General features: G+C 35.2%; 13 protein-coding genes. 12 read left to right on the top strand and 1 reads right to left on the bottom strand.

Annotated features, from left to right (window positions below; genetic code table 11):
• Nucleotides 1–121: 121 nt before the first annotated feature.
• From PLX19_RS08265 to PLX19_RS08250, 4 genes are all read left to right on the top strand, one after another.
• Entirely contained in the window at nt 122–1,552 is a 1,431-nt protein-coding gene (locus tag PLX19_RS08265) for a PQQ-dependent sugar dehydrogenase (protein WP_272188047.1), read from the top strand.
• 665 nt (nt 1,553–2,217) lie between these two features.
• Nucleotides 2,218–2,892, top strand: coding sequence for an O-methyltransferase (locus tag PLX19_RS08260; RefSeq protein ID WP_272188046.1), 675 nt, complete (start codon nt 2,218–2,220; stop codon nt 2,890–2,892).
• 427 nt (nt 2,893–3,319) lie between these two features.
• Entirely contained in the window at nt 3,320–3,967 is a 648-nt protein-coding gene (locus PLX19_RS08255) for a TetR/AcrR family transcriptional regulator (protein WP_272188045.1), read from the top strand.
• 216 nt (nt 3,968–4,183) lie between these two features.
• The gene (locus PLX19_RS08250; protein ID WP_272188044.1) at nt 4,184–5,476 is read left to right on the top strand and encodes an MFS transporter; all 1,293 of its coding nucleotides are present in this window, start codon (nt 4,184–4,186) and stop codon (nt 5,474–5,476) included.
• Between the two features lie 99 nt (nt 5,477–5,575).
• Here PLX19_RS08250 and PLX19_RS08245 read toward each other — a convergent pair whose 3' ends face one another.
• Nucleotides 5,576–6,919, bottom strand: a complete 1,344-nt coding sequence (locus tag PLX19_RS08245) for an APC family permease (protein ID WP_272188043.1) — start codon at nt 6,917–6,919, stop codon at nt 5,576–5,578.
• A 516-nt stretch (nt 6,920–7,435) separates the two neighbouring features.
• Here PLX19_RS08245 and ald point away from each other — a divergent pair.
• The 8 genes from ald to PLX19_RS08205 all read left to right on the top strand — a co-directional run bounded on the left by ald (nt 7,436) and on the right by PLX19_RS08205 (nt 17,146).
• The gene (gene ald, locus PLX19_RS08240) at nt 7,436–8,545 is read left to right on the top strand and encodes an alanine dehydrogenase (protein WP_272188042.1); all 1,110 of its coding nucleotides are present in this window, start codon (nt 7,436–7,438) and stop codon (nt 8,543–8,545) included.
• 1 nt (nt 8,546) lies between these two features.
• The gene (gene tdcB, locus PLX19_RS08235) at nt 8,547–9,545 is read left to right on the top strand and encodes a bifunctional threonine ammonia-lyase/L-serine ammonia-lyase TdcB (RefSeq protein WP_272188041.1); all 999 of its coding nucleotides are present in this window, start codon (nt 8,547–8,549) and stop codon (nt 9,543–9,545) included.
• 107 nt (nt 9,546–9,652) lie between these two features.
• A complete protein-coding gene (locus PLX19_RS08230) occupies nt 9,653–11,068 on the top strand; it encodes an amino acid permease (protein WP_272188348.1) in 1,416 nt (471 codons plus the stop codon).
• Between the two features lie 571 nt (nt 11,069–11,639).
• Entirely contained in the window at nt 11,640–12,359 is a 720-nt protein-coding gene (locus PLX19_RS08225) for a YebC/PmpR family DNA-binding transcriptional regulator (protein ID WP_272188347.1), read from the top strand.
• Between the two features lie 142 nt (nt 12,360–12,501).
• Nucleotides 12,502–13,734, top strand: a complete 1,233-nt coding sequence (gene pepT, locus PLX19_RS08220) for a peptidase T (protein ID WP_272188040.1) — start codon at nt 12,502–12,504, stop codon at nt 13,732–13,734.
• Between the two features lie 404 nt (nt 13,735–14,138).
• On the top strand, nt 14,139–15,104 hold the full coding sequence (locus PLX19_RS08215) for an iron-hydroxamate ABC transporter substrate-binding protein (RefSeq protein ID WP_272188039.1): 966 nt from the start codon (nt 14,139–14,141) through the stop codon (nt 15,102–15,104).
• Between the two features lie 22 nt (nt 15,105–15,126).
• The gene (locus PLX19_RS08210; protein WP_272188038.1) at nt 15,127–16,134 is read left to right on the top strand and encodes a FecCD family ABC transporter permease; all 1,008 of its coding nucleotides are present in this window, start codon (nt 15,127–15,129) and stop codon (nt 16,132–16,134) included.
• A 19-nt stretch (nt 16,135–16,153) separates the two neighbouring features.
• Nucleotides 16,154–17,146 (top strand): FecCD family ABC transporter permease, encoded by a 993-nt coding sequence (locus PLX19_RS08205; protein ID WP_272188346.1) that lies wholly within the window; start codon nt 16,154–16,156, stop codon nt 17,144–17,146.
• Nucleotides 17,147–17,156 lie beyond the last annotated feature (10 nt).

The following is a 17,156-nucleotide window of genomic DNA, read 5'->3' as shown; positions in this document are numbered from 1 at the left end:
CCAAAAACGGACCAACATTAAAAGGAAATCCCCCCGAGTCCCTGGTCCTATTTTGATACTAATAGTACGGTTCTAATCATATTCTTATAATGGAAAACAATAAAAAGGGATGTAAAGTTAGTTGATAAAAGTAAAGGTTAGTTTACGACCCATTGTAAGTAAGATAAATTTACCCACTGTTTTGAAAACAACTATACTTCCAGGTGACTCGATTGAAAGATTATTTATTGCAACCCAGGTAGGAGAGATCTTTTACATAGGAAACGGAGCTATTAGGAATTTTTTAGATATTCGCTCGCGGATTATAAAATTAGGTAGTTCTGAACAAGGTGTTTCAGGTAGTGGATATGATGAACGGGGATTACTAGGGCTAGCGTTTCATCCAAAATTTTATTTTAACGGTTTGTTTTATCTTCATTATTCAGTAGTTGGAACACAAGGTCCAGGGGCCCTTTCTGAACATTTTAAGCCTAACCCGTGTGATTCCAGTACTTTAAACCTAAAATGGGTAAATAGAGAAACTCAATATGATCATATTGATACGGTTGAAGAATGGATTTTACAATCGAACGGTCAGCCACAAAAACGACGGACAATACTTAACATAAGAAGACCGTTTTTTAATCATAATGGTGTGAATAGCTTAAACTTTTCACCTGAAACCGGAAAACTTATGTTAACAACTGGAGATGGTGGAGCAGGCTATGATCCATTTAATTTAAGCCAGGATGATATGGAAATAGCAGGTAAAATAATTGAAATTGATGTAGATAAGAATACATTTATCTATAATCCACCTGTAGTCACACGTTTTAATGAACTTCCCTCATCTATTCAGGAAACGCTTACGGTAATTGCCAAAGGGGTTCGTAATATAACCGGCGTATCATTTCAAAAGTTTTATAATCAGTATATCAAATATGTGGGGATTGTCGGACAGGACCTGGTAGAGTCGATTTTTTCATTCGTTCATTATAAACCAATACCTGTTACTCAGCTTATTCAAGCTTCTTTAATGAGATCTGAACTTGACCAAGAAGGATTTATTAACTTTGGCTGGCGGGGGTGGGAAGGTGCTTTTCCTACTTCGTTTATAAGGGGCTGTTCTGCGAATCGGACTTTGGATGAAAAAACAATTGCTTATTACAATGAAGCAGTAAAAACTTTAGTAGGGCGTCTTCAGCCTTTAACTAGTTATTTTCATAAAGATCCCCGACCCGATAAATTTGGGGGAACTGCACTTACAGGAGTCCAGCCATATATGGGGAATGGAATCCCAAATTTAACGGGAAGCGTTGTGTTCACCGATTTTGCCCAGAAAGAAGAAGCTCGACCTCCGATTAGAGGGGGGTTAGCTTATACCAGAGTAAGGACAGACTGTAAACTAAATGATTTTAGTGTTATTGAAACCGATTATAATTTTGGGTCTCAATCAGCTTATTATGTTAGTTTGGGAACAAATCTGGATCAAACCAGACTATATTTAGGGGTTTATGGCTCTATGAAAGTGACTAACTTTAACCAAGGTACTGTTTGTGAAATTGTTCCGTGATTGATAACTATAAAATTTGTTGGCTGTAGTATTTGTCATACATGTACTATATTTATGGCGATAAAGTTAAAGAAGGAGAAAATTTCAAAATAGGACTAATTGTAGCTTGAAATAAGGGTTGTTCAACAATACCTCGCAAACGCTTCGACTTTATATCCTGATGAAACTAAAATATCTACTTGTTAAATAATTCTTTTAATTGTATCAGTACGATGCAATCTCCATTGGAAAAAACCTCTATTTTTAATTATTCATAGAGGAGAGTCTTCATTTCAATTGATCGAAAGGAATGACTAATAGGTCATACTGCATAAAATATAAGACGATGAACTGTATAGGAAGTGGAAAAAGGGATGTTTTTGGCAGGGGGATTATGCCGGGGATAGGCTATTTGGTTAGTCCTCTAGTGACATTACCTATTTTTTAGCTGCTTGCTTATCTATCCGTAAAGGAATTTTTTCTTATATTCTTACGATCTTCCACTTATTTAATAACTATTGACTATTATATTAGAAAAGGGGAAATCCGTAGTTGAATTATAACCTTTTTTTCAATTTTGAATGAAGTAAACTGGATAAAGAACATGAGATAGCAGCTTTGAGCAAAAGCAAGATAATAGAATTGAAATCATAGAAGCGGAAATACATATAAAAAAGGAGTGGTTTATGGTGGGAGATTTGCAGAAATGGATTGAAGTTGATGCATATATTACAAAGCAGTTATTACCTTCAGATGAAATCCTTGAGAATGTATTGGAGGAAAATTCTAAAGCAGGATTACCTGCAATAGATGTTGCTCCGAATCAGGCAAAATTCCTTCACTTACTAGCTCTAATAAAAGGAGCGAAAAGAATTTTAGAGATTGGGACATTAGGGGGATATAGTACAATTTGGCTTGCTCGGGCTTTACCAGCAGACGGGCGTTTAATTACTCTTGAATTGGAGGGACACCATGCTGAAATTGCCAAATCAAATGTAGCAAGTGCGGGGTTATCCGATTTAGTGGAAGTACGAATTGGACCTGCTCTCGAATCATTGGCGAAGTTAAATGATGAAGGAGTCGGCCCGTTTGACTTCATTTTTATAGATGCAGATAAACAAAACAACTCAAAATATTTAAAGTGGGCACTCAAATTATCGCGAAAAGGTACAGTAATTGTAGCGGACAATGTGGTTCGTAAGGGAGAGATAGTGAACGCTGGTAGCACTGATACTAATGTTCAGGGAATTCGTCGTTTTTTTAATACTCTTGCATCTGAACCACAACTATCTTCAACGGCAATACAGACTGTCGGAAGTAAAGGATATGATGGATTTGCGATCGGAGTAGTAATGAAATAAGAATTGTGGTTCACAGAATGGTGAAGATGGGGCATAATAAATTGCTCTTCTTTCAGGCTGTTTTCTTGAGCATGTAGCTAAACAAGTTACTTTGCTTCATCGTAGGAGATTGAACGAAGGTTTTATATAATGATTTATAAAGTATGGCAGTATTAGCCCTACAAGTTGAATTTGTGAACTTGCAGGGCTAATAATTTTGAGAATGAAAAGGAAATAGAACGTTAGTGTAGAAAAGGAATCATTAGAGTGTGAGCTTTAGTGAAGCAGGAAGGACAAAATAAATGTCATCGTGAATTTTTCTTATATGGAGTAAAAGTTTAATTTAGTTATTCAATAAATACGGATTTATAATAAAGAGCAACTTTTTGAAGTGTTTACATATAATTATATTAGACCGACAGTCGGTCTAGTAAAAAGGAGTTTATTCATGAGAATTGTAAAGGAACATGAAGAACGGAGAAATGAAATTTTAGATACTGCAGAAAAACTGTTTACTTCTAAAGGATATATGAAAACGACGGTAAACGATATTCTGCAGGAAATTGGTATCGCGAAAGGAACGTTCTATCATTATTTCAAATCAAAAGAGGAAGTAATGGATGCGATTATTATGCGAATTGTACATGCAGATGTAGCGGCAGCAAAAAAGATTGCTTCAGATCCTAATATCCCTGTACTTGATAAATTATTTCATATTTTAATGGCGCAAGCACCAAAAACTGGGGGGAACAAAGAAAAAATGATTGAGCAATTTCACCAACCAAGTAATGCGGAAATGCACCAGAGAAGCTTAGTTCAGTCCATTTTACATCTAACACCTGTTTTGACGGAGGTGATTAAGCAAGGAATCAATGAAAAGGTTTTTATGACAGATTATCCACAAGAAACGATAGAATTTTTGCTTGCTTCTGCACAAGTAATATTCGATGAAGGATTGTTTCAGTGGCAGCCTTATGAAGCGATGCAAAGAGCAAAAGCGTTTATCAACATAACGGAGACTACTCTTGGAGCTAAAAAAGGAAGTTTGGATTCCATTTTAGGTATTTTGATGAGACAGTCTGGAAATGACGAATAAGATTAACGACATAAAAAAACTTTTTTCGGGAGGAGACGAGAGCATCTGGCCGCACATAGAAACGGTCAGGGCCATTTCCTTTCACATGCGAGGTTTAAGAGATCATGTTGTATTCACATAGCAGCGACTTATGTGCCGGGAAATTTAAGGGTAGTATTTTATACAAAAATATAGACCGGCAGTCGGTCTAATATCTTTATGGAAGGTGTGCATATTATGCAAAATAATAGCAATATAAAGCCTTTTCCTAAAGCATTTCACTTAATGGTAGTCGGACAGATTATATCAATATTAGGTTCTTCTCTCCTTCGTTTTACCTTATCTCTCTATGTGTTGGACATAACGGGCCGGGTAGATATATATGCAACTTTGTATGCTGTATCAAATGTGCCACTTTTGTTATCACCTGTTGGCGGGGCTATAGCTGACAGATTCAACCGCCGCAACTTAATGGTAATTTTTGATTTTGCAAGTAGTGCCATTGTATTTTATTTTATTTTGTTTTTAGCAGCGGGTAATACTTCTGTGATCTTTATAGGTGTTGTCATGGTTTTGCTAGCGATGATTGGCGCCATGTATTCACCAGTTGTCATGGCATGTGTTCCTTTGTTAGTTGCGGAAAATAAACTGGAGCAGGCAAACGGTATTGTAAACGGTGTTCAAGCGCTATCAAGCGTAGCAGCTCCTGTTTTAGGCGGAGTATTATATGGTATTGTAGGATTAAAAGTATTGGTTGTGATGAGTTGTATCGCTTTTTTCTTAGCAGCAGTATTAGCAATTTTTATTAACATCCCGTTTGTAGAAAGAGAACGAGATGGACATATCATATCGACTATCATAAACGACTTAAAAGTTGGGTTTATTTACGTAATTAAGCAACCTTTTATTTTGAAATGCATAATCCTTGCAGCTTTACTCAATTTAATTCTCACACCGTTATTTGTTATTGGTGCTCCCATCATTTTACGGGTAGTCATGCAAAGTAGTGACGCAATGTATGGTATTGGAATGGGACTCATAGAATTTGCTACAATTTTAGGGGCATTGTCCATCGGCTTCTTTTCAAAAAAGATGCAAATGAAAAAACTGTATCATTGGTTTCTCGTAATTGCTTTATTGATTGTACCGATGGCTTTATCAATTACGCCCCTTATGCTTGGGCTAGGATCCTATCCGTCATTCATACTCTTTATCTTATGTGCAGTTCTTATTGCAATAGCGATGACTATAATCTCTATTTTTGTCATTACCGCTGTACAAAAGAAAACACCAAATGAAAATTTAGGGAAAGTTATGGCGATTATTATGGCGGTTGCACAATGCATGGCACCTATGGGGCAGGTCATATATGGTGTCATCTTTGAAGCTTTTAGTATAAAGGTATATCTTCCTACACTGTTTGTAAGTATTGCGATGATTGTAATGACAGTTGCAGTAAAAAAAGCATTAAGAAATGAAGGGGGAAAAACACCTTCTAAAGGAAACAAAGATATACAAAGTGGTATTTGAATTGCATTTTTAGGTTACGGATATCATTAGAGGTTATAAAAAATAAACGTGTATAAAATCCATTAAGGATTTTATACACGTCTAACTGTTTCTAAATGATTATTTATTAGGTTCTATATGCTTGTGTCGCATTGCATAGTAAATTGGAAGTCCTAAAGCTGTTAAGCCGATACCGCATAGTGCAAGCAGTGTTTGTGTGAAAAGAGTATTAATAACGATAAATGATCCACCTACAATGGAAATTAACGGTATAATAGGATAAAGTGGTACTTTGTAAGGACGCACAAGATCTGGTTCTCTTTTACGTAAAATGAATACTGCTACGAAAGTCATTGTATAGAATATCCAGATAACAAACACTAACATATCTGTTAATGTGTTGAATCCACCGATAACCATCATGATAACCGAAACGCATAACATAAAGATTCCAGAATTATAAGGAACGTGGCCATTTTTAGATAATGTTGCAAACCATTTACTAAACGGTAGTTTATTTTCTAATGCCATTGCATAAGGGATACGCATTCCTGTCATAATGTATCCATTGATTGTTCCAAATACGGAAATTAAAATACCGATTGTAACTAATTTTCCTCCCATTGCTCCAAATAAAATTGTCGCTACTTGAGATGCAGGTGTATCAGTTCCTGCAAGTGCTGATGCAGACATAACCATAAGGAATGCAATATTAATAAGTAAGTACACAACCATTACAGTAGATAATCCGATTACAATTGCTTTAGGTAAGTCTTTTTTAGGATTTTTCATTTCTCCAGCGATATTTCCTACATGAATCCATCCATCATAAGCAAACATTGTTGCAAGTAAACCAGATCCAAGTGCAGATATAAATGATTTACCTGGTCCTGCTTCTACTGGAAACAGTTGTAGAGTTACGTCGCCTTTATGCAATAATCCAAAAATAATAAGTAATGCTAAAGGAACTAATTTACAAATAGTCGATACCATTTGAATTCCACCAGCTGCTTTCGCCCCTAAGGAGTTCATAAAGGTTACGAATGCTGCGGTAATAACAGCAACTCCAATAATCATCAATTTATGTTCATTCGCATTTAATCCAAATAAACTAACTGCTTGTGTACCGAAAATAATTGCAAGTGCTGCAATATTGGCAGGGAAGTAGATAACAGTTTGTGCCCACCCTAGTAGGAAAGCAGTTAAGTTTCCATAAGTACGCTTTAAATATGCCATCATTCCACCTGTTTCAGGAATAGCTGCTGAAAGTTCAGCTGCAGTTAAACCTGAGCAAACAGTTAAGATTCCTCCAATTACCCATGCAAGTAATCCTAAACTTGCTGATCCAGTTACGCCGTATAGTGCAGTAGGCTTAAAAAATACACCTGCACCAATAACAGTACCAATAACTGTTGTTAATGCTGCAAAGAAGCCAATTTCTTTTTTAAGTTGTGCTTGTGACATAATAATCACTCCTGTTAGTAAAAATACATATAACATCTGATGAATTCATTTTTGCTTCAGCTTTCATAGTATATCCCTTCATTTTATTAAATAGTGCGTTAATATTGAAAAAATTAAATTTCATTTGTGATATAATGCACAAATTCATAGAAATATAAGGGTATTTCTATGTTGTTTAATGTGAAAAAGTTCACAAATGTGAATAAAAAAATAAAATTGCATTTCATGTGAATTCATAAGAGATGTTATTCGAGACAAAGTCTATCATACTTAAAAAGTGGTTTCAATCCTTCTCTTTAAGAAAAAAATTATTTTAAAATAAAAAAAACATTTTGTGAACTATTTCACAAAATGTTGACTCATCATTTTTCTAAGTGTATCTTGTAGGTGTGAACAGCGATTCAGACAAACGAGGAAATATAAGAATGTTTGATTATATTCCATGAATTTATTTGGATCGTATAAAAATAATGTAATAGTGTATATTACATTTTAAAAGTAAAAGGATGTGGCAACATGAAAATTGGCGTAGTGAAAGAAATTAAAAAAGGTGAAGCACGTGTTGGGATGACACCAGAAAATGCTCGAAAATTAATTGAGGCTGGACATGAAGTCTTAGTAGAAAAAGATGCTGGTCTAGGATCAGGTTATACAAATGAAGAGTATACAAATGCAGGTGCTACTTTAGTTACTCAAGAGCAAGCTTGGGATGTTGATATGCTAGTAAAGGTAAAAGAACCTTTAGTAGAAGAATATAAATATTTTAAGAAGGATTTAATTGTTTGGGGATTTTTACATTTAGCAGCTTCAAAAGAGTGTGTTGAAGCGATGAGAAAAGCGGGAACAACAGCTATTGCTGGAGAAACAATAAGTGAAAATGGAGTTTTAACATTATTAAAACCGATGAGTGCAATTGCTGGGCGTCGTGCAGTGTTTATGGGAGCTTATTATTTAGAAAAACAACATGAAGGAGAAGGTATTTTATTATCAGGAATAGAAGGTATTCCAGCTGGTAATGTTGTAATTTTAGGCGGAGGTAACGCTGCAATTAATGCTTGTGATATGGCAGTTGGAATCGGTTGCCACGTAACGATTTTAGAGTTAAATCAAAAACAAATTGCTTATTTAAAAGAAAAATATGCAAATGATCAAGTTGAAGTTATCGAATCTACTACTGAAAACTTAGAAAAAGCTATTAAAACGGCAGATTTATTTATTTCAACAATTTTAATTCCGGGTGCTAGACCACCAAAAATTGTGAAAGAGTACATGATTCAGTCTATGAAGCCGGGCAGTGTTGTTGTTGATATTTCAATCGATCAGGGTGGAACGATTGAAACAATTGATCACTATACAACACATAATGATCCTGTATTTATTAAGCACGATGTCATTCATTATGCTGTACCAAATATGCCAGGGGCAACTCCACGTACTTCTACTATGGCATTAGCGAATGGAAATATCGATTATTTATTAGCAATTGCTAACGATGGTTTAGAAGCGACTATTCAAAACAAACCTTCATTAGTACATGGTATCAATATTTATAAAGGAACAATCACTTATGAAAATCTAGGTACAACGTTAGGGTTAGATTATAAACAATTGAAAGAAGTGTTATAATATGATTACTAAAACTTTGCCACTAAATATTGATGATATTAAAAATGCCAAACAAATTCTTGATAGAAACGCTCGTAAAACACCACTTGTTAAATCCTTTTATTTAACAAGTAAAACAGGCGGGGAAATCTATTTAAAATTAGAAAATATGCAATTAACAGGATCATTTAAATTTCGCGGGGCCTTCAATAAAATTTCTACTTTAACAGATGAAGAAAAAGCTCGTGGAGTTATTGCTTGTTCGGCTGGTAACCATGCCCAAGGTGTTGCGTTATCTTCACATTTACTTGGCATTAAAAGTAAAATTGTAATGCCAACTTCTGCTCCAAAAGCGAAAGTTGAAGCAACGAGAGGATACGGCTCAGAAGTCATTTTATATGGTGATACGTTTGATGATGCAAAAGCAAAATGTGAAGAAATTATAAAAGAAACTGGAGAAACATATTTACATCCATATGATGATGTACAAGTTATGGCAGGTCAGGGAACAATTGGCCTCGACATTCTTGATGATATGTGGGATGTTGATACTGTAATTGTACCTATTGGCGGGGGCGGAATTATTTCTGGAATCGCGGTAGCACTTAAAACTTTTAATCCTTCAATTAATATAATTGGTGTTCAAGCTGATAATGTTCATGGAATGAAAGCTTCGTATGTTAAAGGTGAAATTGTAGAGCATTATGAAGCACCAACTATTGCTGATGGTTGCGCTGTAAAAATTCCAGGAACCTTAACTTTTGAAATCGTAGAAGAATTAGTAGATGATATTGTAACTGTATCAGAAGATGAGTTAGAAGTAGCTATGAAAGATTTATTACAACGCGGAAAAGCTGTTGTAGAAGGCGCAGGAGCATTAGCGACAGCTGCTCTTCTTGCAGGTAAAGTTGATTCCTATATTAAAGGGAAAAAAGTAGTAGCGATTATTTCTGGCGGAAATGTTGATTTAACTCGTATTTCTAGCGTATGTGAGCATTTCTTTGCGAATGAAGTAAAGTAATGAACTGAAAATTGCTAAATAAAAAATGAGACTAGATAGGTTTATAGAACACAAGAAGAGCTAAGAGAGATCCTCTTAGCTTTTCTTAATAAAAGGGGGTAAGGATTATAGTTAATTTATTTAAAAAGAAATCTGTTACCCAATTGTTAAGAGAAAGTCAAAGTAAGACTTTAACGAAAACATTGGGCGCGTTTGATCTAACAATGTTAGGTATTGGTGCGATAATCGGGACTGGCGTTCTTGTGCTCACTGGATTAGTTGCGGCAAGAGATGCTGGTCCAGCGGTTATTTTTTCATTTATGATTGCAGCAATTGTTTGTGGATTTGCAGCGTTATGTTATGCCGAAGTTGCTTCTACACTTCCAGTATCAGGTAGTGTATACACATATTCATATGCAACAATTGGGGAGTTTGTAGCGCATTTAATGGGATGGACGTTACTGTCTGTATACGTCGTAACAACAGCAGCAGTAGCTGGTGGATGGACGGGGTATTTTCACAACTTAATAAGTGGATTTGGATTAGAGATACCGAAAAAGTTGTTAACAATCCCATCACAGGGCGGTATTGTAAATTTGCCAGCAGTCATGATTACACTTGTATTAACATGGTTATTATCACGTGGGACGAAAGAAAGTAAACGTATAAACAATGCAATGGTGTTAATTAAAATTAGTATAGTTGTATTATTTATTGCAGTTGGTGTGTTTTATGTAAAACCATCAAACTGGGTTCCATTCGCACCGTATGGCTTAAGCGGCGTTTTTGCAGGAGGAGCGGCTGTATTTTTTGCTTTCTTAGGATTTGATGCGCTGGCAACTTCAGCAGAAGAAGTAAAAAATCCGCAGCGCGACCTGCCGATTGGTATTATTGCATCACTCGCTATTTGTACAATCATTTATATTGCAGTTTGCCTTGTTATGACAGGAATGGTTTCGTACAAAGAATTAAATGTACCGGAAGCAATGGCTTATGTTTTAGAAGTTGTTGGACAAGATAAAGTGGCTGGTGTTATTGCAATTGGAGCGGTAATTGGTATTATGGCTGTAATTTTTGCATATATCTATGCGACAACACGTGTATTTTTCGCGATGAGCCGTGATGGTTTACTTCCAAAGTCATTTGCGAAAATTAATAAAAAAACTGAAGCACCAGTATTTACAACATGGTTAACAGGAATCGGAAGTGCTTTAATTGCTGGATTTATCGATTTAAAAGAGTTGTCAAACTTAGCGAATATTGGGGCACTATTAACATTTGCGATGGTTAGTGTATCTGTAATTATTCTTCGTAAAACGCACCCGAAACTACAGCGTGGATTTATGGTTCCGCTTGTGCCAGTTTTGCCGATTATTTCAATTGTATGTTGCGTATTTCTAATGATTAATCTACCATTCACAACGTGGTTGTATTTTGGGATTTGGTTAGTAATCGGAGCATTTGTATACTTCGCCTATTCAAAAAAACATAGCCATATAAGTGAAGAGAACATTTCAGAAAATAGATTTGAAGAAATGAGTTGAAGAGAAGAATTGTTGATATAATTTATATGATTTCATACAGAATTGATAGTTTGAATATATTACTATTTTTAAAAGGATGTTTAAGGTTTGCTGTATGAAAATATGTCATAATAATTTAAAAATTGAACTATCGTTTGAAACTTTTTTAAAAGTTTAATGGAGTTGGTAGTATACATCAATATATAAATCCATTTTAATCTTTCAGCATATGAGTTGCTGCTAGGGAGAAAAAAGTGTCTTACACTCGTTTTCTCCCTTTGTTTTAACCATTGCTTGTGGCAGGAAAAGGTCCTGTGACAGATACTATACATGACCAGACGCTCCTGGCCATTAAAAAAGATGCATGTTTATATGTGGTTTTTCAACTTGTGTATATAAATAAGAATGGCCTATCTTTCTTTGATTATTAAACTTGTAATAAGGTATAATACAATATAGTGAATAAATGTGACATCTTCAATTTTTCTTTTTTGTTAACAATATGAAATATAATGAAAAATTGTTGAAGAAACAGCATGATTTATATTACTATTTTTATGTAGATTCAAAGTTGAAAGAGAGTGGAACAAGAATGGGACGTAAGTGGAATAATATTAAAGACAAAAAAGCGTCAAAAGATGCAAATACGAGTCGTATCTATGCAAAGTTTGGACGAGAAATTTATGTAGCAGCAAAACAGGGTGAACCAGATCCAGAATCTAACCAGACTTTAAGAGTTGTACTTGAACGTGCAAAAACGTACAATGTACCGAAAACAATCATTGACCGTGCGATTGAAAAAGCAAAAGGTGGGTCAGAAGAAAGCTATGACGAACTTCGTTATGAAGGATTCGGACCAAATGGATCAATGGTAATCGTAGATACATTAACAAATAACGTGAACCGTACTGCAGCAGATGTACGTGCAGCATTTAGCAAAAATGCTGGTAACATGGGAGTAAACGGATCAGTAGCGTATATGTTTGATGCAACGGCTGTTATTGGCCTTGAAGGTAAAACAGCAGATGAAGCACTTGAAATCTTAATGGAAGCAGATGTAGACGTTCGCGATATCTTGGAAGAAGAGGAAGCGGTTATCGTTTATGCGGAACCGGATCAATTCCATGCAGTGCAAGAGGCATTTAAAAATGCTGGTGTAATTGAATTTACAGTTGCAGAATTAACAATGCTTGCACAAAGCGAAGTAACACTTCCAGAAGATGCACAAGTGAAATTTGAAAAAATGATTGATGCATTAGAAGATTTAGAAGATGTTCAACAAGTGTACCACAATGTTGATTTAGGTGAGTAATAGGAAAGCAGCTCTTTGTTTTAGAACAAAGGGCTGCTTTTTGATTGTTCATTGAAATTTAAAAGATAAAGTCAAAAGAAATAAAAAAACGTGTAACAAAGGTTTATAATAAATAAAGATAGACAAAAAGGAGTGAAGTAGCATGAAATCAGAAATTATCGAACGTTTTACAAGATATGTGAAGGTGGATACACAATCTGATGCAGAAAGTCATACTGTTCCAACAACGCCTGGCCAAATCGAATTTGCAAAGCAATTAGTAGAAGAGTTGAAAGAGATTGGATTATCAGAAGTAACGATGGATGAGAATGGCTACGTGATGGCGACGCTTCCTGCAAATACAGACAAGCATGTTCCTGTAATTGGTTTTTTAGCTCATTTAGATACAGCTACAGATTTTACAGGGAAAAATGTTAAACCGCAAATTCATGAAAATTTTGATGGGAAGGCAATTACGTTAAATAAAGAGCTAGGTGTTATATTAACTCCAGAATTATTTCCAGAGCTCCCATCTTATCAAGGTCATACATTAATCACAACTGATGGAACAACACTCCTTGGTGCAGATGATAAAGCAGGCATTACAGAAATTATGACGGCAATGAATTATTTATTACATAACCCACAAATAAAACATGGGAAAATTAGAGTAGCATTCACACCTGATGAAGAAATCGGCCGCGGTCCAGCTCACTTTGATGTAGAAGCTTTTGGAGCTTCATTTGCATATACAATGGACGGTGGTCCGCTAGGTGGATTAGAATATGAAAGCTTTAACGCTGCTGGTGCTAAGGTTACCTTTAAAGGAAATAGTACGCATCCTGGAACAGCTAAAAATAAAATGGTAAATGCCAGTAAGCTCGCAATGGAATTTCATGGGCAACTCCCAGCAGAAGAAGCACCAGAATATACAGAGGGGTACGAAGGATTTTACCACCTTATTTCTATAAATGGTGATGTTGAGCGAAGTCAATCTACTTACATTATTCGTGATTTTGATCGCGAACATTTTAATACTAGAAAAGAGAACATAGCAACCATTACAAAACAGATGCAAGAGAAGTATGGTACAGAAAATATTATTCTTGAGATGAATGATCAATATTACAATATGCTGGAAAAGATTGAACCGGTGAAGGGGATTGTTGACATTGCATATGAAGCAATGAAAAATCTTGATATCGAGCCGAATATTCAACCAATTCGCGGGGGAACTGACGGTTCGCAGTTATCGTATATGGGTTTACCGACACCAAATATTTTTACGGGCGGAGAAAACTACCACGGCAAATTTGAATATGTATCTGTAGATAATATGGAAAAAGCCGTTCAAGTTATTATTGAAATCGCACGATTGTTTGAAGAAAAAGCATAATAAAAGATAAAACCTCGAATAGCGATGTGCTATTCGAGGTTTTATCTTTTGTAGAACTCATTATTAAGTGAAACTTCCTTTTTTCTTACCTCATTTGTTAACCTCATTGTTTCCAGATTATTGTAGATGTGACAAATTTACGACGACAAAGAGAAGAACTATTATTTTCTATTTTTTGTTAAATTTTTAAAAATTATTATTGAAATAATTTAAATCTAATCATATAATCAATAATGATAATCATTATCGGTAATTGATAGAGAAAAGATACTATGATTAATAGGGGAAGTGAAAAAAGTGAGTTTTAATATTAGCTAATTGCTCCGTAATACATAAATAAGAACCATATTTCGTTAGGTAGACAAGGTGATGAATTAATAGTTTTGAAAGGAGTATTTTTAAATATGAATAAAAAGTTATTTACATTAGGAATGGTTACAGTATTAAGTTTAGGTCTTGCTGCATGCAATAGTACAGAAAAAAGCTCAAGTGAGAAGAAAACAGAGAGTGCAGAAACTACAGCGAAGAAAGAAAAACAAAAAATTACGTACCTTGGTAAGGAATATACAGTGCCTACAAAAATAACAAAAATTGCAACAGCTAGTTTAGAATCAATGGAAGATGCAGCTGTACTTGGAGTGAAACCAGTAGCTGCAATTACAGTAGGTGGGAAAATACCTGACTATTTAGCCAAAGATTTAAAAGGTACAGAATCTATCGGTGAAAAAATGCAACCAAATTTTGAAACGCTGCTGAAATTAAAGCCAGATGTTATTACATCAAGTTCTAAATTCCCAGCAGAGACAGCTGAAAAATTTACAAAAGTAGCACCAACATTCCCAGTTTCTCATATTTCAACACATTGGGAAGATAACCTAAAATTAATGGGTGAGCTAACTGGTAAAAAAGATAAAGCGGAAAAAATTATAAAAGATTATAAAGCGGATGCTGCGAAAACGAAAGAAAAAGTAGCAGATAAATTAAAAGAGAAAAAAGTTGTTGTAATAAGACTGAGAGAAGGCAGCATTAATCTGTATCCAGAAGATGTTTATTTCAATCCAGTAATTTATAAGGATTTAGGATTAACGGCTCCTGAAGCGATTAAAGCAGTTAAAAAGCAAGAAAAAATTTCTTTAGAAAAGTTTGCAGAAATGAATCCAGATTATATCTTTGTTCAATTTGAAGGAAGCGAAAATAAAGATAATCCGAAAGCACTAGAAGATTTACAAAACAATCCAATTTGGCAAAGTATTAACGCTGTAAAAGAGAAAAAAGTATTTGTAAACGCTGTTGATCCGATGGCGCAAGGCGGTACAGCTTGGAGTAAAATAGCTTTCTTAAAAGCTGCAGAAAAAAACTTATCTAAATAGATAGTAAGGTGCGTTGAATGATATGCGGAAAATGAATGCAGTACCAATGATGATTTTATGTTTGGCACCTGTGTTAATTTTACTAACGATTATGTTATCCATATTGTATGGAGCGAAAAATATTACTTTTGAAACAGCTTGGAATGCGTTATTTCATTTTGATTCAGGAAATGTAAATCATAATATTATTATTATATCTCGTTTACCGAGAGCCATTGGTGCGTTATTAGTAGGAGCATTTTTGGCCATATCAGGAGCACTTATGCAGGGGATGACAAGAAACTATCTTGCATCCCCTTCTATTATGGGTGTGACAGAGGGGTCAGTGTTTGTTATTACGATTTGCATGGTATTTATTCCAGGGATGTCTTCAGTGAATATGATACTATATTCTATGCTTGGTTCGGCATTAGGAGCGGGAATTGTTTTTGGATTTGGTTCATTGTTTCGAAATGGATTATCGCCGGTTCGTTTAGCTATTATAGGAACTGTTATAGGAACATTTTTAAATAGTATGGCAATAGCAATTGCATCTTACTTCCAACTTTCTCAAAATGTTAGTTTTTGGTACAATGCGAAATTGGACCAAATCGATCCGAAGATATTAAAATTATCTATTCCATTTGGTGTTACTGGTATTGTTTTGGCACTTGTGATTTCAAAATCTATTACAATTCTCTCATTAGGAGAAGAGGTTTCGATTAATTTGGGCCAACGTACAAAACTTGTGAAAGCTGCTGCAATCCTATCTGTTGTGTGTTTAACGGGTACTGCTGTAGCCGTAGTTGGAAAGGTGGGTTTTGTAGGATTAATCATTCCTCATATTACTCGTTTTTTAATTGGAGTAGACTATAGGTGGATTATACCGTGTGCTGGTGTAATAGGCGGAGTCTTTCTCGCTTTATGTGATGTATTGAGTAGATTTATAAATTATCCATTTGAAACACCGATAGGGGTCGTTACTTCATTGATTGGAGTTCCTTTCTTCCTTTATTTAATTCGAACAAGAGGAGGAGAGAAGCATGCATAGAGATTCATGGCGGTGTTATATGGTCACTAGTGTAATCCTGTTTTTAGTTATAGTTGCCATTTATATTAGTTTAACGAATGGTACATTTGATATGACAGTTGTGGATATAATTCGGACGATATTTCGAATAAATTCTGTGCCTGAACATGATTTAGTTATATTTGATTTTAGGCTTCCCAGAATAGTAATTGCAGCATTAGTAGGGTTTGGTCTTGGCGTTGCGGGGGCTGCTATTCAGGGAGTTACGCGAAACGGATTGGCAGATCCAGGTATTTTAGGAATTAATGCGGGTGCAGGGGCAGCTATTGTTGTCTTTATGTTTTTCTTTCAAGGACAAATCAAGAGTACAGACTGGTTTTCTATTATGCTTCTGCCGTTATTTGGTTTGGCCGGGGGGCTTGGTTCTGCAATCTTAATTTATATGTTTTCTTGGAAAGGCGGAAGATTAGATTCACAGCGCCTATTATTAACAGGAATAGCAATTGGTTACGGTCTTAGTTCTTTCTCTGTATATTTATCTTTGAAAATGAAAGCTACTGATTTTGAAATGGCAGCAGTTTGGGTTTCAGGGAGCATATATAATGCAAATTGGAAATATATTATTGCGATGTTACCATGGTTAATTATTTTAGTGCCTATTATACAAAGGAAAGCATATTTACTTGATATGTTTCAACTAGAAGAGGCGAGTATAAAAAGTCTCGGAATTTCAGTCGAAAAAGAGAAATCCATTTTATTATTAAGCGGTATTGGGATAGTGAGTGCTTGCGTTTCTGTTTCTGGAAGTATTGGATTTGTTGGGCTGATGGCACCGCATATTGCAAAACGTCTCGTTGGAATTCATCATAATCAAGTTATTCCAATATGTGGTGTGATTGGTATGTTACTTGTTATTGTTTCTGACTTTATTGCAAAGACTGTTTTCGCGCCAATAGAGTTACCGGTTGGAATTGTCGTTTCTATCATTGGTGTACCGTATTTTCTATATTTGTTATTTAAAGCGAAAGCGTAAAAGGAGTGAA

Source organism: Bacillus sp. BP-3, from assembly GCF_028401955.1.
Taxonomy (GTDB): domain Bacteria; phylum Bacillota; class Bacilli; order Bacillales; family Bacillaceae_G; genus Bacillus_A.
The sequence above is the reverse complement of the archived record's forward strand: the minus strand, read 5'-3'. Positions and strand labels throughout refer to the sequence as shown.